Origin of the sequence: Vreelandella zhanjiangensis DSM 21076, from assembly GCF_000377665.1 — a bacterium.
In the GTDB taxonomy this organism is placed as follows: domain Bacteria; phylum Pseudomonadota; class Gammaproteobacteria; order Pseudomonadales; family Halomonadaceae; genus Vreelandella; species Vreelandella zhanjiangensis.
In genome coordinates this window covers 21,641-48,109 of sequence record NZ_KB898655.1, presented here as the reverse complement: position 1 = coordinate 48,109, position 26,469 = coordinate 21,641, and the positions used below count along the sequence as shown (strand labels likewise).

Sequence of the window (26,469 nt, the reverse complement as noted above, 5' to 3'; positions counted from 1 at the left end):
AAGAGAGATCCTCATGGTGCTAAATAAGCCTGTTAAGGCCGATGCTTCTTATGCCTCACGCCGCGAAATTTTCGGTTGGGCAATGTTTGATTTCGCGAACCAGGCGTACACCCTGCTGATTATCACGGTCGTGTTTGGCGAGCTGTTTACCACCGTGATCGTCGGTGACCGAGGCGATGGGTTTCGGCTGGCCAACTTTCTATGGAGTCTGGCGCTTGCGATCAGCTATCTAATGGTAGTGGTAACAGCTCCGCTGAGTGGGGCGGTGATGGATTACCGGGCTGAAAAAAAGCGCTTTCTACTGTTTAGCTATTTGGCAACGGTAGCCACTACCGCAATGCTTTACTTTGTGGAGCCGGGCTATGTGGTGATGGGACTTATCCTGATAGTGCTATCCAACTACGCCTACTCCATGGGCGAATCCTTTATTGCCGCTTTTTTACCCGAGCTTGGCCCACCTGAAAAGCTGGGTAAGATTTCAGGATTTGGCTGGTCGCTTGGATATATAGGTGGGCTCTTTGCGGCGGGATTTACCCTGGTGGTGCTGGGGGAAGCAACGGCGGAAAACTTTGAGCGCATACGTTGGGTCGGGCCCTTTGCCGCGGGCTTTTTTCTAATTACTGCCATCCCCACGTTTTTATGGCTGAAAGAGCGCGGTACGCCGCAACCCTCTGGCGTTGCGTACTGGCGCATTGCTCACCAGCGCGTTCGGTCGACCATGCGGGAACTGCGCTATTTTAAAGACTTAACGGTATTTTTGGTCTCGCTGCTGTTCTCCATGGCGGGGGTATACATCATTATTGCGTTTGCGTTTATTTACGGTGCCCAGGTGATTGGGTGGGACGAAAGCGTGCGTAATATCATGTTTATCATCGTCCAGATAACGGCCGCGGCAGGGGCATTGGGATTTGGGTGGCTTCAGGATCGGTTAGGCGCCAAGCATACCTATCAGATGACGCTGGGGCTGTGGGTAGTGGCGATTATTGCCATTTGGGCAACACCTGAAATTACCGCCTGGGCAAATGCGCGGTTTGACTGGCAGTGGCAAGCCCAGCACGTGTTCTTGGCAGTAGGCTGTTTGGCGGGGCTCAGTCTGGGTTCCAGCCAATCGGCGAGCCGGGCCTTGGTAGGCGTATTTTCACCGCTTGCAAAATCGGCCGAGTTTTTTGGCTTCTGGGGGCTGGCCAATAAATTGGCGGGCGTGCTGGGGATCGTGATGCTGGGGGTGTTGCAAACCATTATTGGTCTACAGGCGTCTATTCTCTTATGTGTAGGGCTTTTTGTTATAGCGATGCTGATTTGTGCGAACGTTAACGAGCGCCGAGGGCGTGACGCCGCTATCGCTTGGGAAAACGCGTAAACGCTGAAAGCGAGGGGCAACTCATGCAAACAAGACAGCGTGGTGGCATCGTAATGATGCTGCTTTTTTGGGTACTGTTAATCGGCTTGGGAACGTGGTGGCTTGATGGGGGGATGGAGCAGATACTCAACCCTAATGCGCATATTGCGCAGACCTCGTCTGAGGGCGGCCCCGTTACGTTAAAGCGTAACCGCTCCGGGCACTTTGAAGCGCCTGGCGAGATTAACGGTGAGCCGGTGACCTTTTTACTTGATACCGGCGCAACCTATGTGGCCGTTTCAGATGAACTGGCGGCGCAATTAGGGCTTAATCGGGGGCGCACGGCCTGGTTTAATACCGCCAATGGCCGAGTACAAGGAAGCCTTACACAGTTGGATGAAGTCATGCTGGGCGGGATCAAGATCAGCAATGTGCCGGGTTCTATCAGCCCTGGGATGGAGCACGATACGGTGCTGTTGGGGATGAGTTTTCTGCACCTTCTGAATATTGAAATACGTAGCGGGGAGATGGTCTTGAGCCTGCCCGATTCGTAACCGGTGCTTGTGCATATCGCGTTGATGTGCTTAGCTAAAAGCACATGGATGCCAACAGGCTAAGGAGTTGCTATGGGTATTGAAGTCGGTGGATTGTTAGGATTAATTTGGCTCATTATTTTGGTTTGGGCCATTGTGAAAGTAGCAAAGAGCTCAGCAGGTGGTCTGGCAAAACTGCTGTGGATCCTGGGGTTGCTGATCTTCCCCTTGGTAGGCTTAATTGTATGGCTACTGTTCGGGCCCAAGGGTTAGCAACAGTAAGTAACGTGACACGATAATTTGTATTAAAAAAAAGGCAGGCTTGGCGCCTGCCTTTTTTATTAGAATGTACTTTTACACGCTATTTTTCGCGACTTGGGGGTGCTTTATAGTGACCGGGAATTTTTAATTTTTCCCCGTTGGGCAAGTCACGCACCTGGGTCGGAACATAAACACGCTTAATAACGCTTTTAGCTTTGTCGTCAGTCATTGCTCACTCCTCCTGTCAGGTTGTCGACAGTTTGTTTTGTTACATTAGTCCTCTGTGTTGGAAGAATCAAGCGAGGCAAAGAGCGACTGAACATAAGTAATAGCGTACAACGTTAAGAGCGAGTGTCCCTTGGGTTTTAAGGTATTGTGTAAGTAAATGACAGTCGCCAGTTTGATAGTGGGTAAGTGGATAAATTATAAACTGCCTAAGCGGAGTGATGGATAAGATGGTAAACCACTTAGAAGAGCAATTTCAGGCGCTTGGGTCACAGGAAACGGTCATGCCTGAATATTCTGATCAGGATCATATTCTGATCATTGAAGATGACAAGCGTTTGGCAGAACTCACTCGGGATTATCTGGAAGCTAACGGTTTTCAGGTCACGCTAGAGGCCGATGGGGCTAAAGGCATGGACCGCATTCTTACCCTTCAGCCAGATTTGGTTATTTTGGATCTGATGCTGCCGGGTGAGGATGGCCTGTCAATCTGTCGTCGGGTACGGCCTAATTTTGCAGGCCCCATCATGATGCTGACGGCGCGCACCGATGATCTTGACCAGATACTTGGTTTAGAAATGGGGGCTGATGACTATGTGCCCAAGCCCGTTCAGCCTCGTGTACTGCTTGCCCGCATGCGCGCGTTGCTGCGCCGCGCCGATGGCCCCGCGCCCAACGGTGAAATGCGCCTACGCTTTGATAACCTGGAGATTGACAATGCGACGCGTGAAGCGTGGCTGGGCGGTGAGCGTATTGACCTGACCAGCGCTGAATTTGATCTTCTATGGCTATTAGCGCGCAATGCTGGCCGGGTATTGACCCGCGAAGAGATCTTCAACGATCTGCGCGGTATTAAATACGATGGGCAGGACCGTTCCATCGACGTACGTGTATCGCGTATTCGGCCCAAAGTGGGAGATGATCCCAACCAGCCACACCGCATAAAGACGGTACGCAGCAAAGGCTATCTATTCGTGAAAGATAGTTGATATTAAGGGTACGTTCGATGCGGCAGCTGCTTAGCCATAGCTCATTTTTTAAATTCTATTTACTGCTGGGCCTGGCGCTGTGTGCCGTGTTGTTAATCGCACTAGGCGGTCGCTCATTTATTGAACAAGTGCGCCGGGAAGATTACCGCGAGCAGCTTGTAGCCTTGCCCATGTCGCTGATGACCCATCAGCTTGGCGAAGTTAGCGAAGACGAGCGCGGCTTGCTGATAGGCCGTTTTACCGAGCGCCTCGGCATGCAGCTTACCCTGCGACGTATCAGCGAGGTAAAGCTGGGTTACTTTGCCAGCAAGCGCATTGAGCGCGGCAGCGTATTAGTGACCGATGACCCGTGGCGCTTGCGCCAGCGAGTGCCTGGTGATGAGTGGCTGCTGGAAGCGTCCTTGCCCGCCTGGAGCGAGCGCCAGTGGCAAGGCAGCATGCTGCTGCTTGGTGAATGGTTGACAACACTGCCGACGGAGGAGCACGAGGCCGCTCTGGCGACGCTACGCTCCGGCAGCTGGCCGCTGTCTCTGCTGCATACCCTGCCAGATCATTTAACCTCCAAGCAGCAAGGCCAGCTGGCGATGGGCAACGTAATAACCCTGCTGTCATCTGAAAAGCTCTCCATTAGCCTGCTTTACCAATTGCCTAATTCAAGCACGTGGCTGTTGGCTGGGCCTATTACACGTGGCGATACGCTACCGATGAATTTACAGCTACCGCTGTTACTCGGAGCCATGGCAGTGCTGTGTTTAATCATCTATCTGATTATGCGCCGCATAGAGACAAGAATGGCGCGTCTGGAGCTTGCTGCTACCCGCATTGCCAGCGGCAGGCTTGAGACTCGTGTGAAAGTCGAGAGTGACGACTCACTAGGTCGTTTGGGCATGGCCTTTAACGGTATGGCAAGTCAGGTGCAAACTCTGCTACGTGGTCAGCAAGAGATGATTCGCGCCGTTTCCCATGAACTGCGCACGCCGGTCGCCCGTATTCGTTTTGCTGTACAAATGGTCGAGGACATGACCGATCAGCCAGCGATTCGGCGCCAGTTACAGGGTATTGACGCCGATATTGCAGAGCTTGATGAACTCGTTGATGAAATTCTTACCTATGCCCGTTTAGGTGGTGAAACGGTAAATGGCGCCGAGCTTGAAATGGCGCTGGTGGACTGCCGCGCCATGGCCGAACGGGTGATCGATACGTTGGCGCCGCTACATGAAGGTCTGACCATCGAGCTGACTGACGGCCCTGATATCGAACTTTTGGCCGAGCCGCGTTATTTACAGCGGGCACTGCAGAACCTGGTAAGCAATGCCTGCCGTTACGGGAAAAAACACATCACCATTCGGCTCTGGAGCGAAGCACAGCTGGTACGCATTGATGTCGAGGATGATGGCCCCGGTATACCCGCAGACGCGCGTGTAGAGGTCTTTAAACCGTTTACCCGCCTGGACGACAGCCGAGCGAGGAGCCTCGGAGGCTACGGTTTAGGACTTTCCATCGTGCAGAAAATCATGGCAGGACATGGGGGCAGCGTTACCGTCGATACCAGCCCTACGCTAGGCGGCGCCCGTTTTACGCTGCTGGTTCCTCGTCGTGAGCCGCTGGCTTGATCCCGGCTAGCACGGCAAACGATGTTTCCCGGGCGGTACGCAGAAAATCCTGCATCCAGGGAGCCTCAAGCGTCTCTTCGCGAACGGCGGCGTACAACGTACTCCAGATACCTTGCTCCCCCAGCTTGACGGCCTTGACGTAATCCCGCTCCAGATATTCTGTCAGTGCCCAGTTCGGCAGGGAGCATACGCCACGCCCGCTGGCCACCAGCTGCATCATCATGATGGTTAGCTCGGCCGTGCGGATCTCTTGAGGGCGCACATTGGCCGGATCCAAAAATTGGGTAAACACATCCAGGCGGGCCTGCTCAACGGGATAGGTAATCAGCGTTTGGTTGGCCAGCGCCTGGGGCTCAATAAAGACCCGGTCGGCATAGTCGTGCTGACGCGCTACCGCGAGTAACCCTTCGTACCGAAACAACGGCGCATAGTGCACGCCATCTAGCGGCTGCGGATCGGCGGTGATCACTAGATCCAGCTGCTCGCGGGCCAGAGCCGGCAGTGGGTCAAAGTGGTGGCCGCTGGGAATATCAATTTCCACTTCCGGCCAGTGGTCGCGAAAGTAGTCCACTGTCGGCATCAGCCATTGAAAGCAGCTATGGCATTCGATTGCCATATGCAGCCGGCCCTGCTCTGTTCCCGCCAGTCGCGCCACGTCACGCTCGGCTTTACGCACCTCGGGAAGAATCTGGTCGGCTAACGTTAGCAGCCGTAAGCCCGCACGGGTGAACTCGACAGGGCGCGTTTTGCGTACAAATAACGGGCTGTTAACCCGGCCTTCCAGATCTTTTAACTGGTGAGAAAGGGCCGACTGAGTAAGATGAACGCGTTCAGCCGCCTCGACCAGTGAGCCTGTTTCACGTAGGGCGAGCAGTGTGCGTAAATGGCGCAGCTCAATCATGGTGGTCAACTTTCACGTGGTTTATTAAAACGGTGGTTGGGTTCATCGTTGGGCCTTGTTCAGGCTGCGTGAAATTATTCACGTTAAAGGGTTTCATCATGACAGTTTCTCATATTCTCGGCTATGTGCGTATCGGTGACCCGCCGAACGGTAAAATGCTGAAAACTTACTGGAGGGATGTCTGAAGGAGAGGATATAGGCACGCACGGGTTAATATCAGGAATTCATCACGATAACTGAGAGAAAAAGTAACTGAGAGAAAAAGCCCCGCTACTGGATCAGCAGTGGAGCCTAAAAAGGTTAACGACGAGTTTTAACGGCTAGCTTTTTGATGCATAGGCGTAAAGTAGCGTTTCCTGGGCGCTGATGGCGTCGCCATTACCTGGGTCTTGTAAACAGTAGCTGCCATCGCTTTGCAGCAGCCAGCTCTGGCAGTTATCCACTAAATAGGTTTCCAGGTCTTTGCGTACCCGGGTAGCGAGCTTTTTATCCAGCAGCGGGAAGCAGGTTTCAACCCGGTGAAACATATTACGCGACATAAAATCAGCGCTTGAACACCAGGTTTCCGATTTGCCGTCATTATGGAAGTGGAATACTCGAGTGTGCTCCAAAAAGCGGCCAATAATCGACCGAACACGAATATTTTCAGAAATGCCCGGCAGATTGGGCTTTAAGCAGCACATGCCGCGAATGATTAAATCGCATTCAACGCCTGCCTGGGAGGCACGATAAAGCGCCTTGATCAGCTTGGGCTCGGTCAGCGAGTTGCACTTGATAATGATATGTCCGCGTTTACCCTTGAGCGCCAGCTGGGCTTCGCGGTCAATCATTTCGACTAGACGCTCATGCAGGGTAAAGGGAGCATGCAAGAGCGTATCAATCTTGCGCGCCCGGCCCATTCCCGAGAGCTGTTGGAAGACTTTATGCACGTCTGCACACAGCGCCTTGTTGGCGGTCAGCAGGCTGTAATCAGTGTAGAGCTTGGCGGTTTTAGAGTGATAGTTGCCCGTGCCCAGGTGCGCGTAGTGGCGCAGCTCACCCTTTTCGCGACGCACGATATGCAGCATCTTGGCGTGGGTTTTATACGCCATGATGCCATAAATCACGATCGCCCCGGCTTCTTGCAGACGTGATGCCAGCTGCAGGTTGTCGGCCTCGTCAAAGCGCGCACGCAGCTCGATAACTACGGTAACTTCCTTGCCTTGACTGGCCGCATCGACCAGCGCACTAACAATAGACGATTCAGCACCGGTGCGATAAAGCGTCTGTTTGATGGCCAGAACATCGGGGTCGCGGGCCGCCTCACGCAGCAGCTCCTCTATCGGGGAGAACGACTGGAACGGATGATGCAGCAGAACATCGTTTTTAGCGATTGCCTCAAACAGGCTGCCCGCTTTCAGCGTCTTGGGAACACTTGCCGTATAGGGGCGATAAACAAGCTCAGGACGATCGACATCCCCAAGCACCGACATCATGCGGGTGAGGTTCACCGGCCCCTGAACGCGGTACAAATCGTCTGGTTCCAGCTCGAACTGGCGCAGCAAAAAGTTGATTAGGTCATCCGGACAGTTATCGGCGACTTCCAGGCGGACGCCTCGCCCATAACGGCGTGCCAATAGCTCACCGCGCAGCGCAGATGCCAGATCAGAGACTTCTTCCGGGTCAACGGTCATGTCCGCGTTGCGGGTCAGCCGAAACTGATAGCAGCCACGTACCCTCATGCCGGGGAACAGCTCTTCGGCGTGGGCGTGAATCATGGATGACAGGAATATATATTCAGAGAAGCCTTCAGCACATAGCTCCTTGGGCAATGGCATCAGCCTGGGGAGCGAGCGCGGTGCCGGGAGAATGGCCATACCGCCTGCCCGGCCAAAGGCATCCTTGCCTTCCAGCTCAACAATAAAATTAAGGCTTTTGTTGACCAGCCGGGGGAAGGGGTGAGAAGGGTCAAGGCCAATTGGGCTGATGACCGGCATGATCTCGTTGTTAAACATCTCATGCACCCAGTGCTTTTGCTCGTCTGTCCAATGGTCACGGCGACGAAAGCGCAGGCCCTGGTTTTCAAGTGCAGGTAGCAGGGTGTCGTTAAGAATCTGATACTGACGGGCGATCTGCTTATGGGCAATTTCTGAAATTTCCGCAAGCACCGCTTTGGGCAAACGGCCATCGGCTGCCGTTGTATCGTCGCCCAGCGCCATTTGATGTTTTAAACCGGCTACACGAATTTCAAAAAATTCATCCATGTTGGATGAGAAAATAAGCAGGAACATCAGTCGATTAAGCAGCGGGTGCGCATCGTCTAACGCCTGCTCCAAGACACGAATATTAAACTGCAGGTGGGACAATTCACGGTTGAAATAGAGCTGGGGATCGTCTAAATCAGTTTCAATCACCGATTCTCTGGCATGCACGCCGTTAGGAGTGCGATTAATGCGTAGCGGTGAGCCATCAATTTCGATATTCGGTGACTCGCTGAGTAATAGCGCCGTAGATGGTGAAACATGATCGTCCATAATGGCTCCCCTGCATTAATGGCTTCAAACTAGCATAGCGTGATACCTATCACTCAAAGCAGTATGCGGGAGAAAGATGACAGATAGATGTCATATATCTGTCATCTTAAGCATGGAACTCTAACGCTGATTCTGCAATAAGCGAGCTGCTTCCAGCGCAAAGTAGGTCAAAATACCGTCTGCGCCAGCACGCTTAAAGCACATGAGCGATTCCAGAATGACCGGCTCAGCTTCCAGCCAGCCGTTATCGAACGCGGCGCGGTGCATGGCGTACTCACCGCTTACCTGATAGGCAAAGGTGGGCACTTTAAGCTCGGTTTTAACCCGGCGAACCACATCCAGGTAAGGCATGCCGGGTTTGACCATCACCATATCGGCGCCTTCGCTGATATCCATGGCCACTTCATGTAGCGCCTCATCACTATTGGCCGGGTCCATCTGATAGGTGCGTTTGTCAGCCTTACCCAGATTGGCAGCGGAGCCGACCGCATCGCGGAAGGGGCCGTAGTACTTGGACGCGTACTTGGCGCTGTAAGCCATAATGCGAACATTATGCAAAAGCTCCTGCTCCAGCACCTGGCGAATAGCGCCGATGCGGCCATCCATCATGTCCGAAGGCGCCACCACGTCGGCCCCGGCTTCAGCGTGGGAAAGTGCCTGCTTGAGCAGCGTCTCTACCGTACGATCATTCAGGACATAGCCTTGCTCGTCTAAAATGCCGTCCTGACCATGAATGGTGTAAGGATCAAGGGCGACATCGGTAATGATCCCCAGCTCAGGCAGCGCCTCTTTGAGTGCACGTACGCTGCGTTGAACCAAGCCGTTGGCATTATAGGCTTCTTCGGCAAACTCACTTTTCTGCTCGGGTCCCACCACGGGAAATAGTGCCAGCGCGGGTATACCCAAAGCGAATGCTTCCTTGGCTTGCTCAATCAATAAATCAATCGATAAGCGCTCAACACCGGGCATCGAGGCTACTGCTTCGCGCTGATTTTCACCCTCTAAAACAAACACCGGTAAAATTAAATCAGCAGCCGTTAATGTGGATTCCTGCATCAAGCGGCGGGAAAAATCATCGCGGCGCATGCGGCGCAGGCGGGTGCCTGGAAATTGACGGGGGCTTAGTGTGCTCAAAGGTTGTCTCCGTGAAGGATCGTAAATCAATGCCCGTGGGCTTGGATTGAGTATATCAGGCATGTCTTACGGCGAAAGCCGCCTTGTGGCTCTGGTTAAGACTGACTAAAGTTAGCGATTGCTTGCCGGTTGGCGATAGGCAAGTCTGCGATAAGGAGATAGGCATGACCAAACAGGTAGCGGTGGTATTGGCGGGCTGCGGTGTTTTTGATGGTTCTGAAATTTATGAAACCACCTTGACGCTGCTGCGCTTGGATCAATTGGGTATTGGTTATCGCTGTTTTGCGCCCGATATAGAGCAGCATCATGTGGTGAACCATCTTACCCGGGAAGAAGTGGAAGGTGAGGTGCGCAACGTACTTCAGGAGTCTGCGCGCCTGACGCGTGGTGATATTCAGCCGCTTACCGAATTAAAAGCCGATGAGTTTGGCGCGGTCATCGTGCCGGGTGGTTTTGGTGTCGCAAAAAATTTATCTGACTTTGCCAGTGAAGGCGACAACATGCAGGTGCTGGAAGCCTTTAAAGAGGCGCTGGCAGGTTTTCGGGAAGACGCCAAGCCGATTGGCCTGATGTGTATTGCTCCCGCGCTGGTGCCACGGCTGTTGGGCGACGGTATCGCGGTAACCGTGGGCCATGACCCGAGCGTATCGGGGGCGATCAGCGCCATGGGCGGCCTGCACCGCAGCTGCGCAGTGGACGATATCGTCGTGGACCTTGAACACCGCGTGGTTACTACACCTGCCTATATGCTCGCTACCCGCATCAGCGAAGCAGCAACGGGTATTTTTAAGCTGGTGGATCGTATTGATGAAATGATGGATTAACGCAGCTGTTGTAGATATCTAAGCAAAAGCCTCTGCCATCATCGATGGCAGAGGCTTTTTACATGGTCATTTGCTCGTCTCTGAAACGTAAAATTTATGGCTCTTGCTCTTCTGCCGCCTGTTGCTCGTCGCGCCGTTTGCGCACCAGGCGACCAAACAGTAGGCCAACTTCATAAAGCAGATACATAGGCAGGGCGAGCAGACTTTGCGATACCACATCCGGTGGGGTCAGCAGCATGCCAATAACAAAACAGCCTAGAAAGATATACGGCCGTTTTTGAGAAAGGCTTTGCACGCTTGCCGCGCCGGATAAAATTAACAAAAACGTCGCAATGGGAATTTCAAACGCCACGCCAAAGGCAAAAAAGAGTTTCAGTACAAAGTTAAGGTACTGATTAATATCGGTCATTACCGTGACATTTTCTGGCCCTGTCTGGGTAAAAAACGCAAACAGCAGTGGAAACACCACGTAGTAGGCAAATGCCGCGCCCGCATAAAAAAGCCCGATACTGGACACCAGAATCGGTATGGCCAGGGCCTTTTCATTATCATAAAGCCCAGGGGCGATAAATGCCCAAGCCTGGTGAAGCACAAACGGAATGGCGATAAAGACCGCGACCACCAGGGTCAGCTTGAAGGGCGCCAGGAATGGAGAAGCCACTTCGGTCGCAATCATCTGTGAGCCCGGCGGCAGTAACGCCATTAGCGGCTCGGCCACAAAGCTATAAATATCGTTAGCAAAAGCGTAGAGGCCTAAAAAGACCACCAGAATAACCACCACCGCGCGCACCAGACGCATGCGAAGCTCGATTAAATGCTCAATCAAAGGGGCTTGGTGCTGATCGTTTTGGGGCTCCCGAGCGTCGCCAGGGGTACTCATGGGTGATTGCTGTCCTTTTGAGTGGTCGCCTTCGCCTTTGAGGGCTCTGAAGAAGCATCTGACGCAGAGGCGTCCGGCGCTGTTTCATTGACTTCCTGCAGAGCGTCATCCAAATGAGAGCTTGCTTGTGCGACGCGCCGCTCGGTTTCACGCTGGGATGGCGTCACAGGCTTTGAGGCGTCAGAAGAGGGCTTATCGACAATACTCTCGACGTCTTTTTTGGCTTTCTTCAAACTATCGTTAATAGTCTTTTGCTGTTCATTAAGCGTTTGGCGAAGCTCTTCCGCTTCAAGCTGCGCGCTGATTTCGCGCTGCATACCGGATACCGTGCGCTTAATTTTGCCGATCCACAGGCCGGTCGTGCGCGCCGCCCGAGGGAGGCGCTCAGGGCCAAGCACTAACAGGGCAACGACGCCGACAAGCATCAGTTCAAGAAAACCGATATCCAGCATGGTTTATTTGCGCTCTTCGTTACGTGCCGCGCGTTCTTCTTCGGCCTTAACGTCATAGGTATTGCCCGGCTCTTCGTGAGCCACCTTGGCGTGCGAAGGCTCGGCATCTTTCTTCTCGTCGTCTTTATCTTCTTCGTGCACCGCTTTTTTAAAGCCTTTGATGGCGCCGCCCAGGTCGGTACCCACGTTACGCAATTTCTTGGTGCCGAAGATTAAGATGATGATGCCTAAAACTATAAGCAGCTGCCAAATACTGATGCCACCTAACATATGCGTATCCTCACTGATTCAAATGCGTGTTGTTTATGATGGTGTGCGGGCGGCTTTTTCGTCGTGACCGGAAATGTCAAAGCGCCTTGCCAACTCGTTTAAAACATCCTGATGGTCAAGCTCCAGGTGAGACAGCATGACCAGGCTATGAAACCAAAGATCCGCGGTTTCGGCGATTAGCGCCTGACGCTGCGCTTCACCGCCGTGCTCGGCGTCTTTCGCTGCCAGCAGCGTTTCGGTAGCTTCTTCACCCACTTTTTCGAGTATCTTGTTCAAACCCTTGTGATGCAAGGACGCAACGTAAGAATTCTCGGGTGAAGCGCTGCGCCGTTGCTTCAACACCTCGGCAAGGGCATCGAGCACGGGGGCGTGATTAGGCGTTGAGGGGATGTTCATGAGTCTCCTTAAAACAGTGAGCAGCGTCATTACTGGCTGGATGCCTGGCCGTCCTTAACCTTGCTAATGGCATAACGGGCTATTGCCATAATAGTAGTAGCAAGCCAAGCGCGGCCGCACCAAGTATCGGCCAATCCTGGGTGGCTGCCCAGCCACTAAGCGGCTGCCAGGCCAGCGCAACGGCTACCAGTAAAAGTCCGATACGCAAGCGGTGATGGCGTTTTCCCTGGCGCGCCATGTGGCTCTGCATATGATGAATCGCGTCAACTTGCTGATGGCGCTGACGGTGCTCGATTTCCATTCGCGTAAGCGCCTGATGTGCCAGCACGGGCAGTTCAGGCAACTGGTGAGAAAGCTCTGGTGCCTGGCGCTTGAGCGACTCCCAAAGCCCGCTGATCCCGGCGCGCTCTTTCATCCACTGTTCAAGATACGGCTTGGCGGTACTCCACAGATCAAGCTCAGGGTAGAGCTGGCGGCCAAGGCCTTCAATATTGAGCAGTGTCTTTTGCAGCAGGACAAGCTGTGGCTGGACTTCCATATTAAAGCGTCGTGCGGTCTGGAAAAGCCCCAACAGCACTTGACCAAACGAGATATCTTTTAATGGCTTTTCAAGAATCGGCTCGCAAACGGTACGGATAGCCGCGGCAAACTCATTCGCCCGGGTGTTTTCACCTACCCAGCCAGACTCGATATGCAGCGCCGCCACTTCATAATAGTCTTGGTGGAAAAACGCCAGCAGGTTGCGCGCCAGATAATCCTGATCTTCGCGAGTTAGGCTGCCCACGATGCCGCAATCGATCGCAATATACTGCGGATCTTCGGGATTATCGCAATTTACAAAAATATTACCCGGGTGCATATCGGCATGAAAGAAGTTGTCGCGAAACACCTGGGTGAAAAAGAGCTCAACACCGCGTTCGGCAAGCTTTTTCAGATTCACGCCCCGTTTGATCAGGGTATCCAGGTCAGCGACGGGAACGCCGCGGATGCGCTCTTGCACCATCACATGACGGCGCGTGAAGGGCCAATAGATAGTCGGCACAAACAAAAGCGGTGAATCTTTAAAGTTACGCTTGAGCTGCGAGGTATTGGCTGCTTCCTTATAAAGGTCCAGCTCGTCGAACAGCGTCGCTTCATAGTCGCGGATAACTTCGACCGGGCGTAGCCGACGTGCTTCAGGCACCTTGGCAAAGAGCTTGGCAACTTGATACATCAGCGCCATATCCTGGCGCATGATGCGATCGATACCGGGGCGAATGATCTTCACCACGACCTCTTCGCCGCTATGCAGCTTGGCAGCGTGCACCTGCGCAATCGATGCCGAAGCGAGAGGGGCCTGCTCGAACTCGGCAAAGGCCTCTATCAGCGACATCTCTAGTTCTTTTTCAACCCGGGCGGCGGCAAGTTCGCCTGGGAAGGGAGGGACCTGGTCCTGCAGACGCCGGAGTTCGTCAGCAATGTCCTCGGGCAGCAGATCGCGGCGCGTGGAGAGCATCTGGCCAAATTTAATAAAAATGGGCCCCAGTGCTTCCAGCGCTAAACGCAAACGCTCACCGCGCGTACGTTTGCCAACCGGGAACAGCCGCAGCGGAGAGAACCACATTAGCGTGCGTAGCCAAAGCGGCAGCCGTTCCATGGGAATCATTGTGTCGAGGCGCTGGCGCGCAACGACCCTGAGAATTTTGAACAGGCGCAGACTCATAAGCGCGGCTCCTGCGAGGCGTGCGATGCGTCAAGCGTAAGGCGCCGGTGTAGCCGATTAAAGCGGGCTTCGAGACGATCAGTGGCCACTTCAAGCTCAGTAAGATGGTCGCGTAACAGGTCGCGCTGTTGGCGTCCGGGTAGCAGGCGGGCCTCTTCAAACACGTACTCCGACACATCCTGAAGCAGCTCATCCTTAGCGCGCAGGCCCCAGCGCGACAGGCGGCGTACACCCTCTGCCAGAGAGTGGGCAGGCATGTCGCCCAGCCAGCGGGCAAGCTCGCCTTCCCAATCAATATCCAGGTCAAACAGCAGCTCGCGGGTGGCTTCCAGCAGATGAATGCGGCCACGCACGGCAAGTTTGCCGTCAAACATAAGCCGTTCGATAGACGCGCCGCTGATCCATTCCGAGAATGTTTCCGGGGTCAGCTCTACAACGGCATCCACCTCGGTTTCCTCGACATCGTCGCCACGCAGCAGGTCGATACCTGCTGAGTGGTAATGCAGCACCAGTTGAAGATGGGGTTTTTCCAGGCGCACTAACAGACGGCTGCCCGCTAGCGCCGCCAAGCGGGAAGGCGCCGCCGGGTCGCGGGCGAGCAGGGCGTTCAGCGTGCGTTCACATCCGGCCAGCACCAAGGTCGGGGTTACCAGCATGCGGACCTCATAATCGGTGACACCATTGCGTTGGGTAATGTCATAGCTTGATGCCGCGGTGCAACGCGACAATCCCACCCGTCAGGTTGGTGTATTCCACCCGCTCAAGGCCAGCTGCTTCCATCATGGCTTTCAAGGTTTCCTGGCCCGGGTGCATACGAATCGACTCGGCCAGATAACGGTAGCTTTCACCGTCACCTGCGACAAGCTCACCCATTTTGGGCAGCAGGCGGAAGGAGTATTCATCATAGGCTTTGGAGAGCAGCGGGTTGTTGGGCTTGGAGAACTCCAGCACCAGCAGGCGTCCGCCCGGTTTTAGTACCCGAGCCATGGAGCGCAGCGCCGCGTCTTTATCCGTGACGTTACGCAAACCAAACGCGATGGTAATGCAGTCAAAACTGTTGTCAGGGAACGGCAGGCACTCGGCATTTGCCTGAACATACTCGACATTGCCGCCCACGCCGTTATCCATCAGCTTGTCGCGACCAACCTTCAACATGGAGGCATTGATATCCGCAAGCACCACTTTGCCGCGCGGGCCCACAATGCGGGAGAACTTGAGGGTTAAATCGCCGGTACCGCCAGCAATATCCAGTACGTGATGACCCGGGCGCACGCCTGCGCGCTCAATGGTGAAGCGTTTCCAGACGCGGTGAATGCCCATCGACATTAAATCGTTCATCACATCGTAACGGGCGGCGACAGAGTGGAAGACATCTGCCACACGCGATGCTTTCTCGTCGACGGGGACTTCTTGATAACCAAAATCGGTGGTGCGCTTTTCCGTGGGGCTCATGGGGCTGTAGCTCCCGAGTTCGAGGCGGTAACAATCGACCAAGCTGGTCGCCGTGTTAAAAGGATGACGATATTGTAGCCTTGTCTACCCCAATTTGTCTGCGCCTGACCGGGCGCCACGCGTTATAGTTGCTTGAAATGAATACCCGCAGGCTCGCGTGACGCACCGGCTTCTTCCAGACGCTGTACATAGTTATCCCAGTACGCCTGCTGGTGAGTAGCAAGCTCAAGCAGATAGTCCCAACTGAACAGGCCAGTGTCGTGGCCATCATCGAAAGATAGCTTTAGCGCATAGTTGCCCGCCTGGGTAATATTCTGTAGCCCGACGTGCTTTTTGCCTACCTGGAGTACCGCTGTATCGCCGCCGTGGCCGCGCACTTCAGCCGAGGGTGAATAGACCCTTAAAAGCTCTACCGGCAGCCGGTAGTTCTCACCGCTGGCGTAGCCAAGTTCAAGCTCTCGTGCGCTTTTATGGTAGTGAACCTTGCTGGGGACAGGAGCGCTCATCGGTTGACCTCTTCACGTATTAATAAAGCCGCCTACCCTGGATTAGCGCCGTATTTAGCGTAAAACAAAGTGGCGGCCTCAGCTGCACTTAGATTCTCTATAATTGAAAAAAACTAATTTTACAGAATATAGCGCGACAGATCTTCGTCAACGGCGAGTTCGCCTAACTGGGCATTAACGTAGTCGGCATCAATCACCAGCGGGCTATCCATATCGCCACCTTTGAACGATGCTTCTTCAAGCAGGCGCTCCATCACGGTATGCAGGCGGCGTGCGCCGATATTTTCGGTGCCTTCGTTAACCTGCCAGGAAATCTCAGCAATACGCGCAATACCGTCGGCGGTGAACTCAACGTCCAGCCCTTCAGTCGCGAGCAGTGCCTGGTACTGACGGGTGAGCGATGCAGAAGGCTCGGTAAGGATGCGCTTGAAGTCGCCAGGCGTCAGCGCGTCAAGTTCAACGCGGATCGGCAGGCGGCCCTGAAGCTCCGGGATCAAATCGGAGGGGCGCGACAGGTGGAAGGCGCCCGAGGCAATAAACAGAATATGATCGGTTTTCACCATGCCGTACTTGGTCGACACGGTGGAGCCTTCGATCAGTGGCAGCAGGTCGCGCTGCACGCCTTCACGGGAGACTTCGCCACCGCTTGACTGCCCGCTGCCCTTGGCAACCTTGTCGATCTCATCCAGGAACACGATGCCGTGCTGTTCGACGGATTCAACGGCGCGCGCCTTGATCTCATCTTCATTGACCAGCTTGCCCGCCTCTTCATCGCGCAGCAGTACCAGGGCTTCTTTGACCGTTACCCGACGCTGTTCGCGCTTTTGCTGGCCCATGCTGGAGAACAGGCTCTGCAGCTGGTTGGTCATCTCTTCCATGCCCGGCGGGGTCATGATGTCGACGCCCTGGCCCTGAGACGACACTTCGATATCGATCTCTTTGTCGTTCAGCTGGCCTTCGCGCAGCTTTTTACGGAACGACTGGCGCGTGCTGCTATCTTCGCGGGGCTTGTCTTCCTGGCCACGCGGTGGCGGCAGCAGCGCATCCAGTACGCGGTCTTCGGCGGCGTCTTCCGCGCGGTGGCCAACTTCTTCTTTAGCGTGTTCACGAACCATTTTAATGGCCGCTTCCATCAGATCACGAATGATCGATTCCACATCGCGGCCAACATAGCCCACTTCGGTGAACTTGGTGGCTTCGACTTTAATAAACGGTGCGCGGGCAAGCTTGGCCAGGCGGCGGGCAATTTCAGTTTTACCCACGCCTGTAGGGCCGATCATCAAAATGTTTTTCGGGGTAACTTCGGGGCGCAAGTCGTCGTCAAGCTGCATGCGGCGCCAGCGGTTGCGCAGCGCAATGGCCACGGCACGCTTAGCGTCCTGCTGGCCGATAATGTATTGATCAAGCGCGTGGACGATTTCGCGGGGTGTCATCTGAGTCATTAAGGCAGCCTCAACGTTCGTTGATATTTAGCTCTTCGAGCGTCACGTGATGGTTGGTGAATACACAGATGTCACCAGCAATTTGCAGCGATTTCTCGGTGATTTCCCGCGCTGAAAGCTCGGTGTTTTCGAGAAGTGCACGGGCACTTGCCTGGGCAAAGTTACCGCCCGAACCAATCGCAATAATGCCACGCTCAGGCTCAACGACATCGCCATTACCGGTGATAATCAGCGAGGCGCTATGGTCGGCAACGGCAAGCAGGGCTTCCAGCCGACGCAGTGCGCGGTCGGTACGCCAGTCTTTTGCCAGCTCGACGGCTGCCTTGGTCAAATGACCCTGATACTTCTCAAGCTGGGCTTCAAAACGCTCAAACAGTGTGAACGCATCGGCCGTGCCGCCTGCAAAACCAGCGAGCACCTTGCCACGATAGAGGCGACGCACCTTGCTGGCGTTGCCTTTCATCACGGTATTGCCAAGCGATACCTGGCCGTCGCCTGCTAGGGCAACCTGATTACCGCGACGTACGGATACGATAGTGGTCATGGAGATAACTCCTTGGGGGAGACGAGCTCCCGATAACTGACCGGCCGCTTAACTGATGATAGAGCGACCGCTAACAAAGACGATGAACAATAAAATGCGGGCGGCTGATAAAAAATCAACCGCCCGCGGAATAACACCTATGGGTTTCGTTAGTTTTGCAGCTGAATCAGCAGAGGCTCAATGCCTTGGGTGGTCATTAAATCCTGGGCGCGGTTCAATTCGCGCGTGTCATCATACGGCCCTACTTGTACGCGGTGCCACGTATTGCCATCAGCCTGCACTTCGCTGATTTGGGCAAGCAGACTCAGGTTACGCAACCGGCCACGCAGCTGCTCGGCATCGCTTAAATCACGAAACGAGGCGGCTTGCAGCACGTAGCGTTTCGCCGCACTGGTATTGGTCGGCGCAGGCTGCTGCTGTACGGTACTTGCCTGCTCCTCCGGCCGCGTATTGGCGGCAATGACCTGAGCTATAGGATCGTCGCCCGCGGCTGACGTGTCGCTCGTGGTGCTTTCTGCGGGCTGTTCGGCGACTTCAGGCCGGGTCACGTTGGAGGGCAGCGTAACGCCTGGGGCAATAACCTCGGTTTCCGGCAGCAGCGTATAAAACTCAAACGTCGGCATCGACGGCTGATTTTCCGTCTCGCGCGCAGCGGCCCGCTCTGGGCTTTCTGGTTTGGAGAGCACTGTTGCCTGGGGCTGGTCGCTGGGCTGGTCCTGCCAGGGCGCCGTGCCGTGCTGGTGTTGAGCTAGAAAGAAGCCTGCCGCCATGCCGACAAGGCCCCACAGCCAGCCGGGTAGACGAAAACCACCGCCCGAACTGCCTGAGGTGCGGGCGGCCTTGCGCTGTGACGTAGCGCCACGGCGAGAGGGCTTTTTGCGCGGGCTGGCCATGGTTTACATCTCCTCTGGGGCGCTGACGCCCATCAGATCCAGACCATTGCGCAGCACCTGACGGGTTGCCAGGCCCAGCGCCAGGCGAACGTTGCGTAACGTATCGTCCTCGACCATGACTTTAACCGCGTTGTAGCAGGTGTGGAAATCGCCCGCTAGATCCAGCAGGTACTGAGCCACTTGCTGCGGTTCGCGGTTTCTGGCGGCGGTTTGAACAACCTCTGGGTAGCGGGCCAAGCGGTTAAGCACGGCCTTTTCCTGGTCGCTATCCAGCAGGGCCAGGTTGGCCATGGCCTGCGCGTGATCAAAAGGTTGATCTGCCGCTTCGGCTTTGCGCAGCATGCTGCATACCCGGGCATGGGCGTATTGGATGTAGTACACCGGGTTATCGTTGGACTGCGAACGCGCCAAGTCAATGTCAAAAGTTAGCTGCGAGTCGGCGCGGCGTGCGGCCAGAAAAAAGCGCGTGGCATCGCGGCCGACTTCGTCGATCAAATCACGTACCGTGACGTAGCTGCCGGCCCGTTTGGAGAGTTTTACCTCAACGCCTGAGCGCGTCACCATGACCATCTGGTGCAGCACGTAATCGGGCCAGCCCTTGGGAATGCCTACTTCCAACGCCTGCAGGCCGGCACGCACCCGGGTAACGGTCGAGTGGTGATCGGCCCCCTGTTCGTTAATCACGGTAGTGAAACCGCGCTGCCATTTATCCAGGTGGTAGGCCACGTCAGGCAGGAAGTAGGTATAGCCGCCTTCGCGCTTGCGCATCACGCGGTCTTTGTCATCCCCAAAGTCGGTGGTGCGCAGCCACATGGCACCATCTTCTTCGTAGGTGTGGCCGTTGGCGACAAGCTTTTCAACCGCTTCGTTCACCTTGCCATCCTGATAGAGCGAGGATTCCAGGAAGTAGACGTCAAACTCAACGCCAAAGGCCTTGAGATCCAGATCCTGCTCACGGCGTAGCCAGGCAACGGCAAATTCCTGAATAGCGTCCAGGTCATCAGCATCCGCCTTGGCGGTGACTTCGCGATCATCAGCGGTGACGGTTTTACCCGCCAGGTAGTCGTTGGCGACATCGCTAATGTATTCGCCGCGATAGCCGTCTTCCGGCCAGCTTTCATCATCAGGACCCAGCCCTTTGGCGCGCGCCTGTACCGAGCGGGCCAGGTTGGCAATCTGCGCGCCTGCATCGTTGTAATAAAACTCGCGCGTAACGTCATAGCCCGTGGCTTCCAGCAGGCGGCACAGGCAGTCGCCAATGGCGGCACCGCGGCCATGGCCCACGTGCAAAGGGCCCGTCGGGTTGGCCGATACAAACTCGACCTGCACTTTTTCCGCCTGGCCAACCATGCTGCGGCCAAATGCGTCGCCACTATCCAGCACCTGAGCAACAATCTGCGCGGCGGCGTCGGCGGCGGCAAAAAAGTTGATGAATCCAGGCCCGGCGATCTCGGTTTTTTGGATAGCGTCGCTTTCGGGCAGCGCGGCAATCAGTGTCTCGGCCAGCTCTCGGGGATTTTTGCCTGCCGGTTTGGCCAGCATCAGCGCCAGGTTGGTGGCGTAGTCGCCGTGGGCCTTATCTTTGGTCGGGTCGACTTTGATGGTGGGCTGAAGATCATCAGGCAGCACGCCTTGGAGCTTAAGCGCGTCTACGGCGCCGTTGAGCAGGGAAATAATCGTGTCTTTCATTTGGGTATCCGGATAACGTCGGTGGCGGCGTGTGCAGGCGCGCACTTAACTAGGTGCATCAACATAAGTGCATCAACGTAGATGTATCAACCAGGCCTAGGTGCAGCAGCAAAGCGGTCATTATCAGCATTTGGCGCGCAGTTTCAAAGGTGTTGATGCGATCCATGCTTAAGTGCCCGCGACTGCGGGCGGCTTTTTTGCAGCGAAAAGCTTAAGTTAAGCCAGCGTTTGCGGGTCAATATCAATCGACCAGCGGACCTTGCGTGCCTCGCGATTGGCTTCCATCCATTGCACCAGCCAACTGGCCGCGGTATGCAGTTGGCTACGCTTGTTAGCTGCCAGCATAAGGTGAATGTGGTAACGGTTTTGGCGACGCTCCATGGGCGCAGGCACCGGGCCCAGGCAGTTAGTGGCAAGGCCTGAGGTCTTAAGCCATTCACGTAGCGCCTGGCCCGCCTGCTGGGCAAGCGTGAGAGCCGCTTCCTCCTGAGGGCTTTCCACCCTTAACAACGCCATAAAGGTGAAGGGCGGCAGCTGCGCCAGGCGTCGTTCTTCCAGAAGGTTTCTGGCCAGTGCGCCGTAGCCGTGTTCGGCCAGCTGGCCTAGATGCGGATCATCGGGATGTAAGGTCTGCACCAGCACACGGCCTGGGTCGGCTGCCCGGCCGGCACGGCCGGCCACCTGCTCAAGTAGCTGCGCGCTATGCTCAAGCGCTCGAAAATCAGCGGCATAAAGACCGCCATCGGCATTCACTACCACCACTAAGGTGACGTGAGGCAGATGGTGCCCTTTGGCGAGCATTTGGGTGCCCACCAGCAGGCAGGGTTCGCCGCGATGAATCTCTTTGAGTATCTGCTCGAAGCTGTCTTTTTTGCGCGTGCTGTCGCGATCAATGCGGTGAACGGCCACCTTGGGAAAAAGCCCTTGGAGCGTCTCTTCAGTGCGCTCGGTGCCGCTTCCCAGGGCGCGCAGGTCGCCGCTGCCGCACTCGGGGCAGGCGTCTGGCAAGGCACGGCGGCTATCGCAATGATGGCAGGCGAGTAGCGGCGGTTGGCGGTGCAGCGTCATGCGCGAATCGCACTGGCCACACTCCGCCATCCAGCCGCAGGCGTGACAGGCAAGCGTGGGCGCAAAGCCGCGCCGATTGATAAAAATCAGCACCTGCTTGCCCGCGCTCAGCGTGCTTTTAATCGCTTTGATCGCATTGGGTAATAGCCCGCCCTGGCGCCGCTGATGGCGTAAATCAATCAGCTCCAGCTTGGCGGGCTGGTGGCGGCTGGGGCGTTGAGTAAGGCGCAGGTGGCGATAACTGCCGGAAAGCGCCTGCTGCAAGCTTTCAAGCGATGGTGTGGCGCTGCCCAGGAGCAGCGGGATGCCGTGATAGTGTGCGCGTGCCACGGCAAGATCCCGAGCATGGTAGCGAAGCCCGTCGTGCTGCTTATAAGAGCCGTCGTGCTCTTCATCGACAATAATTGCCCCCGGGTTGGCAAGCGGGGTGAAGATCGCCGAACGCGTGCCGATAATAACCAAGGCACGGCCGCTTGCTGCGGCCTCCCAAACGTCTAAACGTTCAGGGTCGGTTAACCCCGAATGCAGGGCAACTACCGGTACCCGAAAGCGGCTTCTAAAGCGTGCCAGGGTTTGCGGCGTCAGGCCGATTTCGGGTACGAGTACCAGCGACTGCTTACCTTTAGCCGCCACCGACTCAATGAGCTGTAGATAAATTTCGGTCTTACCGCTGCCGGTTACCCCTTCAAGCAGGCACGGGTGATAGCCATCCAGCTTTTCATGCAGAGCAGCCAGCGCCGTCGCCTGTTCGCGATTGAGCGGTAGGGCGGGTGTCGCAAGCAGATTGCCGCTAGGCGGCTCGGGGGCGGTCAGAACAATTTCCTGCTGGGTGGCCAGGCCTTTTTTGGTCAGTGCTAGCAATTGATCGCGAGTAAAACCATGTGCGCTGACGGCGCGGGTGGGCAAACCGTGGGGATGCTGGCTGAGAAGGGCGTAAAGCTCGGCCTGTTTGGGGGCACGACTTAACGCCGGTTGCGTTTGCATATTGGCAAGCCAAAGCGTTTGCGTGCGCCCGGCCATCGGGTGGCCCTGGCGCAGCCTGGCGGGCATTGCGTGTTGCAGCGTATCGCCCAAACTGTGTTGGTAATAGCGTGCAGCAAACCGGCATAGCCACAGCCAGTCATCGGGAAGCGGCGCGTCATCCAGCGCTTCGCTCACCGCTCGCAGCTGGCTGCGCGGTAGCTCACTGGTATCGGCTAGCTCGACAATCACGCCTACCACTTCGCGCCGGCCAAACGGCACGCGCACACGAAGCCCCAACTGCCAGCCACAGGGAGGAGGGTGGCTCGCCGGTAAGTAATCAAACAGGCGACGCAGTGGAGAAGGCAGGGCAACTTTCAGCACCTGCAAAGAAACAGTGTCAGGCAATTGGCCTCCGGCGATAAGTTTTGCTAAAATATGCGGCCGCTCTGAATCTAAACGATCAAGCGGGTAACCGGTTAGCAGTTTATTCCAAACCCGTATGCGGTGCCTGGCAACGGATCAGGTGGCGGCATACAGCTTATGAGGTCATCACGATGAGACAAGGTATCCACCCGAATTACAACACGGTCACCGCTAACTGCTCTTGCGGTGCCAGCTTCCAGGTTGGTACTACTTCTGGCCAGGATTTCTCGCTGGACGTATGCTCCAACTGCCACCCGTTCTACACTGGTAAGCAGAAGCAAGCGACCACTGGTGGCCGTGTAGAGCGCTTCAACAAGCGTTTTGGCGCTGCTGTCAAGCGCGGTTAATCCTAACGGATCAACCACCCTGCACGTACACATTGTACGCTGCACAAAACCCACGCCTCGGCGTGGGTTTTTTGTTGGTTCTTAAAATGGAATAAGTTTTCAAAAATGCTGCAATACAGCAATAAGTAAACCGTTATGGCTAACGTGGTGTTGTATAAGATTCAGCAAATAGCTGAGAAAAGTATTTAACGTGAAGGAATATTCGCTAAAACTGGCGTTTTCTTTTTGAGTTGACCGCTAGCTTGAGGCGACTTGAATTTTTCTATATTCTGAATGCACTTATATCTACTTTAGGCTAATTGGACCCTGACTATGACGGATGCAAATAAGCAGGCAGCGCTGGATTATCACGCAAAACCGATTCCCGGTAAGCTTTCAGTAGAATTAACCAAACCCACCGCAACGGCTCGTGACTTGGCAATGGCCTATAGCCCAGGCGTTGCCGAGCCGGTTCGCGAAATCGCCCGCGACCCAGAAAATGCCTACCGTTATACGGGTAAGGGAAATTTGGTCGCGGTTATTACCGATGGAAGCGCTATCTTGGGCCTGGGGAATCTTGGTCCGCTGGCAAGTAAACCCGTCATGGAAGGCAAGGGCGTACTGTTCAAGTGCTTTGCGGGCATCAACTCGGTGGATATCGAGGTGGACGCCGAAAGCCCACAGGCATTTATCGATACCGTTGCCCGCATTGCCGACACCTGGGGTGGCATTAATCTTGAAGATATCAAGGCGCCCGAGTGTTTTGAAATTGAAAAGGCGTTGTCTGAACGCTGCAGCATTCCTGTATTTCACGATGACCAGCACGGTACCGCTATCGTCACGGCCGCTGGCATGCTGAATGCGCTGGACATTGCCGGTAAGACCATCGAGAACGTTAAGATCGTTTGCATGGGCGCCGGTGCCGCTGCCATTGCCTGTATGCGTTTGCTGGTTTCCTGTGGTGCCAAAAAAGAAAATCTGGTCATGCTGGATCGCCGTGGCGTTATTCATGCCGGGCGTGATGGAATCAATGAGTACAAGGCCGAATTTGCCCTGGATACCGAGATGCGTACGCTAAATGACGCTATCGATGGCGCCGATGTGTTTATCGGTCTTTCCGGCCCGGGCCTGCTGTCGGCTGAGCAGGTTAAAAAGATGGCCGCAGATCCGGTTATTTTTGCCTGCACCAACCCAGATCCTGAAATTCACCCGGATGTTGCCCGTGAAGCGCGCCCGGACGTCATTATGGCCACCGGTCGCTCAGACTTCCCCAATCAGGTGAACAACGTACTGGGTTTCCCGTTTATTTTCCGGGGTGCACTGGACGTCCGTGCCACGCGTATTAACGAAGCCATGAAGCTTGCCGCTGTGCACGCCCTGAAAGATCTGGCCCGTGAGCCGGTGCCGGAGGAAGTGCTTAGCGCTTATGAGCGCACGGAAATGAGCTTTGGCCGCGAGTACATTATCCCTACGCCGGTCGATGTTCGTCTGCTTGAGCGCGTCTCATCAGCGGTTGCCCAGGCGGCGGTAGACTCAGGCGTTGCGCGCAAGCCTTACCCGGCGCACTACCCGCTGAAAACGATTAATGACGTTTACGGCGGCTAAAATCTGCTGATGGCTCTTACAACGCCCGCACAAGCTGCGGGCGTTGTCGTTTATACATTTTTTTATTAAGTGCTTATTATCTACCGAAGGCCCAGTTTTATCGGGTTAACGAATCGGCTCATCATGCATGCGCGTTAGCCCTTCCTGGGCCGTAGAGGCAATCAGGCGGCCATCGCGGCTATAGATATGCCCGCGAGCCAAGCCTCTTGAACCGCCCGCCCAGGGCGAATCAATCACGTACAGCAACCACTCATCCAGTCGCGTGTCTTCGTGCAGCCACAGAGTATGGTCAAGGCTTGCGATACGTAATTTAGGGTCAGTGAACTGAATGCCGTGGGGCAGCAGGCTCGTGGTCAGCAGGTTGAAGTCCGAAGCATAAGACAGCAGATTTCGGTGCAGTGCCGGGTCGTCCGGCAGCGTGCCTGAAAAACGAAACCACAAGCACTGCCCGGCCGGAGCGCCATTATCCGGGTTGCCTTCAATATGCAGAAACTCAATTGGGTGGCCAGGAAAGCGAGCATGCTTGGCGGCGCCGCTCTCAATCAGGGCTTCTGGCGACTCGACCTGAGGCATTGCGCGCTGATGATGAAATCCGTCTTCAGCACTGTGAAAAGAAGCGCTACAGAAGAAAATCGGCCGGCCTTTTTGAATCGCCGTTACGCGACGGGTAGTAAAGCTTCCGCCATCGCGCACGTTATCGACCTGATACACGACCGGGCGGTGCGGGTCGCCGGGGCGCAGAAAATAACCGTGCTGGGAGTGGGGGCGACGCTCCTCTGGCACTGTACGCGAAGCCGCCGCGAGCGCTTGACCCAATACCTGCCCGCCATACAGCTGAGGAAAGCCTAAATCCTGGCTTTGTCCACGAAATAGCGTCTCTTCGAGGGCTTCAAGCTCAAGTAAATTTACTAGCGTATTCAGCGCGTCGGTCATTCTAGGTATCCTTGGTGCTATCTGGTGTGATCCATAGTGGCGGATATCACATACGGCGGCTCAGCCGTTGCTACAATCGTTTTGCTACCTTAGCGGAGTTTGCCTTGATACGCAGCGATGAATTTTACATGCACCGTGCCCTTGAACAGGCGCATCTGGCCGCTGAGGCAGGCGAAGTACCGGTGGGGGCCGTGGTGGTCGATGCGCAAGGAGAAGTGCTTGCCGCGGCACACAACGCGCCGGTCGCCAGCTGTGACCCGAGTGGCCATGCGGAAATCCGTGCTCTGCGTGAGGCCGGAAAGCAGAGCGGCAACTACCGCTTGGACGGCTGTACGCTGTATGTCACTCTGGAACCCTGCATGATGTGTGCTGGTGCCATTGTGCATGCCCGGCTAAGGCGCTTGGTATATGGTGCCGCCGAGCCGCGTACCGGTATGGTGGAATCCAAGGCCAATCTGCTGGCCCAGCCGTGGTTTAATCATCATGTTGAAGTGACGGCGGGGGTTTTGGCGCCGTCGGCCAAGAAGTTATTGAAAGCGTTTTTTGCAGCCAGGCGCTAGATTGTCTTATGTTTGACGCTTGCGCGCTAAAGT

At 55.4% G+C, this 26,469-nt stretch carries 27 protein-coding genes; 9 read left to right on the top strand and 18 right to left on the bottom strand.

The genetic code is table 11. The features are described from left to right. Positions 1-13 precede the first annotated feature (13 nt). The 3 genes from D467_RS0117455 to D467_RS0117445 all read left to right on the top strand — a co-directional run bounded on the left by D467_RS0117455 (position 14) and on the right by D467_RS0117445 (position 2,145). Complete coding sequence (locus D467_RS0117455) at positions 14-1,360, top strand: MFS transporter (RefSeq protein ID WP_018918830.1); 1,347 nt, start codon at positions 14-16, stop codon at positions 1,358-1,360. Positions 1,361-1,383: 23 nt separating this feature from the next. After that, positions 1,384-1,893, top strand: coding sequence for a retropepsin-like aspartic protease family protein (locus D467_RS0117450; protein WP_018918829.1), 510 nt, complete (start codon positions 1,384-1,386; stop codon positions 1,891-1,893). A gap of 72 nt (positions 1,894-1,965) precedes the next feature. Next, on the top strand, positions 1,966-2,145 hold the full coding sequence (locus tag D467_RS0117445) for a PLDc N-terminal domain-containing protein (RefSeq protein ID WP_018918828.1): 180 nt from the start codon (positions 1,966-1,968) through the stop codon (positions 2,143-2,145). A gap of 88 nt (positions 2,146-2,233) precedes the next feature. On the opposite strand, the gene D467_RS20160 is transcribed toward D467_RS0117445, so the two are convergent. Then, positions 2,234-2,362 carry a hypothetical protein gene (locus D467_RS20160; protein WP_018918827.1) on the bottom strand — a complete coding sequence of 43 codons (129 nt, stop codon included), beginning with the start codon at positions 2,360-2,362 and terminating at the stop codon, positions 2,234-2,236. 226 nt (positions 2,363-2,588) lie between these two features. On the opposite strand from D467_RS20160, the gene D467_RS0117435 reads away from it, so the two are divergent. Together D467_RS0117435 and D467_RS0117430 are read left to right on the top strand one after the other, a co-directional pair. Continuing rightward, positions 2,589-3,347, top strand: coding sequence for a winged helix-turn-helix domain-containing protein (locus tag D467_RS0117435; RefSeq protein ID WP_026285828.1), 759 nt, complete (start codon positions 2,589-2,591; stop codon positions 3,345-3,347). 17 nt (positions 3,348-3,364) lie between these two features. Beyond that, positions 3,365-4,960 (top strand): ATP-binding protein, encoded by a 1,596-nt coding sequence (locus D467_RS0117430; RefSeq protein WP_018918825.1) that lies wholly within the window; start codon positions 3,365-3,367, stop codon positions 4,958-4,960. Here D467_RS0117430 and D467_RS0117425 read toward each other — a convergent pair. From D467_RS0117425 to hemB, 3 genes are all read right to left on the bottom strand, one after another. Next, positions 4,923-5,861 carry a LysR family transcriptional regulator gene (locus tag D467_RS0117425; RefSeq protein WP_018918824.1) on the bottom strand — a complete coding sequence of 313 codons (939 nt, stop codon included), beginning with the start codon at positions 5,859-5,861 and terminating at the stop codon, positions 4,923-4,925. The genes D467_RS0117430 and D467_RS0117425 overlap by 38 nt on opposite strands. A 320-nt stretch (positions 5,862-6,181) precedes the next feature. After that, positions 6,182-8,374, bottom strand: coding sequence for a polyphosphate kinase 1 (gene ppk1, locus D467_RS0117415; protein ID WP_018918822.1), 2,193 nt, complete (start codon positions 8,372-8,374; stop codon positions 6,182-6,184). Positions 8,375-8,494: 120 nt separating this feature from the next. Further along, a complete protein-coding gene (gene hemB / locus D467_RS0117410; RefSeq protein ID WP_018918821.1) occupies positions 8,495-9,508 on the bottom strand; it encodes a porphobilinogen synthase in 1,014 nt (337 codons plus the stop codon). Between the two features lie 164 nt (positions 9,509-9,672). Between hemB and elbB the strand changes: the two genes are divergently transcribed. After that, a complete protein-coding gene (gene elbB / locus D467_RS0117405) occupies positions 9,673-10,332 on the top strand; it encodes an isoprenoid biosynthesis glyoxalase ElbB (RefSeq protein WP_018918820.1) in 660 nt (219 codons plus the stop codon). Positions 10,333-10,426: 94 nt separating this feature from the next. Here elbB and tatC read toward each other — a convergent pair whose 3' ends face one another. From tatC to D467_RS0117335, 13 genes are all read right to left on the bottom strand, one after another. Further along, complete coding sequence (tatC, locus tag D467_RS0117400; protein WP_018918819.1) at positions 10,427-11,212, bottom strand: twin-arginine translocase subunit TatC; 786 nt, start codon at positions 11,210-11,212, stop codon at positions 10,427-10,429. Further along, entirely contained in the window at positions 11,209-11,664 is a 456-nt protein-coding gene (gene tatB / locus D467_RS0117395; RefSeq protein WP_018918818.1) for a Sec-independent protein translocase protein TatB, read from the bottom strand. The genes tatC and tatB overlap by 4 nt, the downstream gene beginning before the upstream one ends. Before the next feature lie 3 nt (positions 11,665-11,667). After that, positions 11,668-11,934, bottom strand: coding sequence for a Sec-independent protein translocase subunit TatA (gene tatA / locus D467_RS0117390; protein WP_018918817.1), 267 nt, complete (start codon positions 11,932-11,934; stop codon positions 11,668-11,670). A 33-nt stretch (positions 11,935-11,967) separates the two neighbouring features. Further along, on the bottom strand, positions 11,968-12,330 hold the full coding sequence (locus D467_RS0117385) for a phosphoribosyl-ATP diphosphatase (RefSeq protein ID WP_018918816.1): 363 nt from the start codon (positions 12,328-12,330) through the stop codon (positions 11,968-11,970). 79 nt (positions 12,331-12,409) lie between these two features. Continuing rightward, a complete protein-coding gene (gene ubiB / locus D467_RS0117380; protein WP_018918815.1) occupies positions 12,410-14,032 on the bottom strand; it encodes a ubiquinone biosynthesis regulatory protein kinase UbiB in 1,623 nt (540 codons plus the stop codon). Then, positions 14,029-14,688 (bottom strand): ubiquinone biosynthesis accessory factor UbiJ, encoded by a 660-nt coding sequence (locus tag D467_RS0117375; protein ID WP_018918814.1) that lies wholly within the window; start codon positions 14,686-14,688, stop codon positions 14,029-14,031. The genes ubiB and D467_RS0117375 overlap by 4 nt, the downstream gene beginning before the upstream one ends. 40 nt (positions 14,689-14,728) lie before the next feature. After that, positions 14,729-15,484 carry a bifunctional demethylmenaquinone methyltransferase/2-methoxy-6-polyprenyl-1,4-benzoquinol methylase UbiE gene (ubiE, locus tag D467_RS0117370; RefSeq protein ID WP_018918813.1) on the bottom strand — a complete coding sequence of 252 codons (756 nt, stop codon included), beginning with the start codon at positions 15,482-15,484 and terminating at the stop codon, positions 14,729-14,731. Positions 15,485-15,606: 122 nt separating this feature from the next. Next, entirely contained in the window at positions 15,607-15,990 is a 384-nt protein-coding gene (locus D467_RS0117365; RefSeq protein WP_018918812.1) for a gamma-butyrobetaine hydroxylase family protein, read from the bottom strand. Between the two features lie 119 nt (positions 15,991-16,109). Further along, positions 16,110-17,432, bottom strand: coding sequence for an ATP-dependent protease ATPase subunit HslU (gene hslU / locus D467_RS0117360; RefSeq protein ID WP_018918811.1), 1,323 nt, complete (start codon positions 17,430-17,432; stop codon positions 16,110-16,112). Between the two features lie 10 nt (positions 17,433-17,442). Further along, entirely contained in the window at positions 17,443-17,976 is a 534-nt protein-coding gene (gene hslV, locus D467_RS0117355; protein WP_018918810.1) for an ATP-dependent protease subunit HslV, read from the bottom strand. 149 nt (positions 17,977-18,125) lie between these two features. Next, positions 18,126-18,869 (bottom strand): SPOR domain-containing protein, encoded by a 744-nt coding sequence (locus D467_RS0117350; RefSeq protein WP_018918809.1) that lies wholly within the window; start codon positions 18,867-18,869, stop codon positions 18,126-18,128. A gap of 3 nt (positions 18,870-18,872) precedes the next feature. Continuing rightward, a complete protein-coding gene (gene argS, locus D467_RS0117345; protein ID WP_018918808.1) occupies positions 18,873-20,558 on the bottom strand; it encodes an arginine--tRNA ligase in 1,686 nt (561 codons plus the stop codon). A gap of 216 nt (positions 20,559-20,774) precedes the next feature. Then, a complete protein-coding gene (locus D467_RS0117335; protein WP_018918806.1) occupies positions 20,775-22,994 on the bottom strand; it encodes a primosomal protein N' in 2,220 nt (739 codons plus the stop codon). Between the two features lie 149 nt (positions 22,995-23,143). Here D467_RS0117335 and rpmE point away from each other — a divergent pair, with 149 nt between their 5' ends. Together rpmE and D467_RS0117330 are read left to right on the top strand one after the other, a co-directional pair. Beyond that, entirely contained in the window at positions 23,144-23,359 is a 216-nt protein-coding gene (gene rpmE, locus D467_RS19760) for a 50S ribosomal protein L31 (protein ID WP_081621251.1), read from the top strand. Positions 23,360-23,671: 312 nt separating this feature from the next. Next, on the top strand, positions 23,672-24,943 hold the full coding sequence (locus D467_RS0117330; RefSeq protein WP_018918805.1) for a malic enzyme-like NAD(P)-binding protein: 1,272 nt from the start codon (positions 23,672-23,674) through the stop codon (positions 24,941-24,943). Between the two features lie 105 nt (positions 24,944-25,048). On the opposite strand, the gene D467_RS0117325 is transcribed toward D467_RS0117330, so the two are convergent. Continuing rightward, positions 25,049-25,876 carry an acyl-CoA thioesterase gene (locus D467_RS0117325; RefSeq protein WP_018918804.1) on the bottom strand — a complete coding sequence of 276 codons (828 nt, stop codon included), beginning with the start codon at positions 25,874-25,876 and terminating at the stop codon, positions 25,049-25,051. Between the two features lie 107 nt (positions 25,877-25,983). Between D467_RS0117325 and tadA the strand changes: the two genes are divergently transcribed. After that, positions 25,984-26,436, top strand: a complete 453-nt coding sequence (tadA, locus tag D467_RS0117320; RefSeq protein ID WP_026285827.1) for a tRNA adenosine(34) deaminase TadA — start codon at positions 25,984-25,986, stop codon at positions 26,434-26,436. Positions 26,437-26,469: the final 33 nt, after the last annotated feature.

Coding starts and splice junctions, on each gene's coding strand:
- D467_RS0117455 (WP_018918830.1), top strand. CDS start 14: ATGGTGCTAAATAAGCCTGTTAAGGCCGATGCTTCTTATGCCTCACGC.
- D467_RS0117450 (WP_018918829.1), top strand. CDS start 1,384: ATGCAAACAAGACAGCGTGGTGGCATCGTAATGATGCTGCTTTTTTGG.
- D467_RS0117445 (WP_018918828.1), top strand. CDS start 1,966: ATGGGTATTGAAGTCGGTGGATTGTTAGGATTAATTTGGCTCATTATT.
- D467_RS20160 (WP_018918827.1), bottom strand. CDS start 2,362: ATGACTGACGACAAAGCTAAAAGCGTTATTAAGCGTGTTTATGTTCCG.
- D467_RS0117435 (WP_026285828.1), top strand. CDS start 2,589: ATGGTAAACCACTTAGAAGAGCAATTTCAGGCGCTTGGGTCACAGGAA.
- D467_RS0117430 (WP_018918825.1), top strand. CDS start 3,365: ATGCGGCAGCTGCTTAGCCATAGCTCATTTTTTAAATTCTATTTACTG.
- D467_RS0117425 (WP_018918824.1), bottom strand. CDS start 5,861: ATGATTGAGCTGCGCCATTTACGCACACTGCTCGCCCTACGTGAAACA.
- ppk1 (WP_018918822.1), bottom strand. CDS start 8,374: ATGGACGATCATGTTTCACCATCTACGGCGCTATTACTCAGCGAGTCA.
- elbB (WP_018918820.1), top strand. CDS start 9,673: ATGACCAAACAGGTAGCGGTGGTATTGGCGGGCTGCGGTGTTTTTGAT.
- tatC (WP_018918819.1), bottom strand. CDS start 11,212: ATGAGTACCCCTGGCGACGCTCGGGAGCCCCAAAACGATCAGCACCAA.
- tatB (WP_018918818.1), bottom strand. CDS start 11,664: ATGCTGGATATCGGTTTTCTTGAACTGATGCTTGTCGGCGTCGTTGCC.
- tatA (WP_018918817.1), bottom strand. CDS start 11,934: ATGTTAGGTGGCATCAGTATTTGGCAGCTGCTTATAGTTTTAGGCATC.
- D467_RS0117385 (WP_018918816.1), bottom strand. CDS start 12,330: ATGAACATCCCCTCAACGCCTAATCACGCCCCCGTGCTCGATGCCCTT.
- ubiB (WP_018918815.1), bottom strand. CDS start 14,032: ATGAGTCTGCGCCTGTTCAAAATTCTCAGGGTCGTTGCGCGCCAGCGC.
- D467_RS0117375 (WP_018918814.1), bottom strand. CDS start 14,688: ATGCTGGTAACCCCGACCTTGGTGCTGGCCGGATGTGAACGCACGCTG.
- ubiE (WP_018918813.1), bottom strand. CDS start 15,484: ATGAGCCCCACGGAAAAGCGCACCACCGATTTTGGTTATCAAGAAGTC.
- D467_RS0117365 (WP_018918812.1), bottom strand. CDS start 15,990: ATGAGCGCTCCTGTCCCCAGCAAGGTTCACTACCATAAAAGCGCACGA.
- hslU (WP_018918811.1), bottom strand. CDS start 17,432: ATGACTCAGATGACACCCCGCGAAATCGTCCACGCGCTTGATCAATAC.
- hslV (WP_018918810.1), bottom strand. CDS start 17,976: ATGACCACTATCGTATCCGTACGTCGCGGTAATCAGGTTGCCCTAGCA.
- D467_RS0117350 (WP_018918809.1), bottom strand. CDS start 18,869: ATGGCCAGCCCGCGCAAAAAGCCCTCTCGCCGTGGCGCTACGTCACAG.
- argS (WP_018918808.1), bottom strand. CDS start 20,558: ATGAAAGACACGATTATTTCCCTGCTCAACGGCGCCGTAGACGCGCTT.
- rpmE (WP_081621251.1), top strand. CDS start 23,144: ATGAGACAAGGTATCCACCCGAATTACAACACGGTCACCGCTAACTGC.
- D467_RS0117330 (WP_018918805.1), top strand. CDS start 23,672: ATGACGGATGCAAATAAGCAGGCAGCGCTGGATTATCACGCAAAACCG.
- D467_RS0117325 (WP_018918804.1), bottom strand. CDS start 25,876: ATGACCGACGCGCTGAATACGCTAGTAAATTTACTTGAGCTTGAAGCC.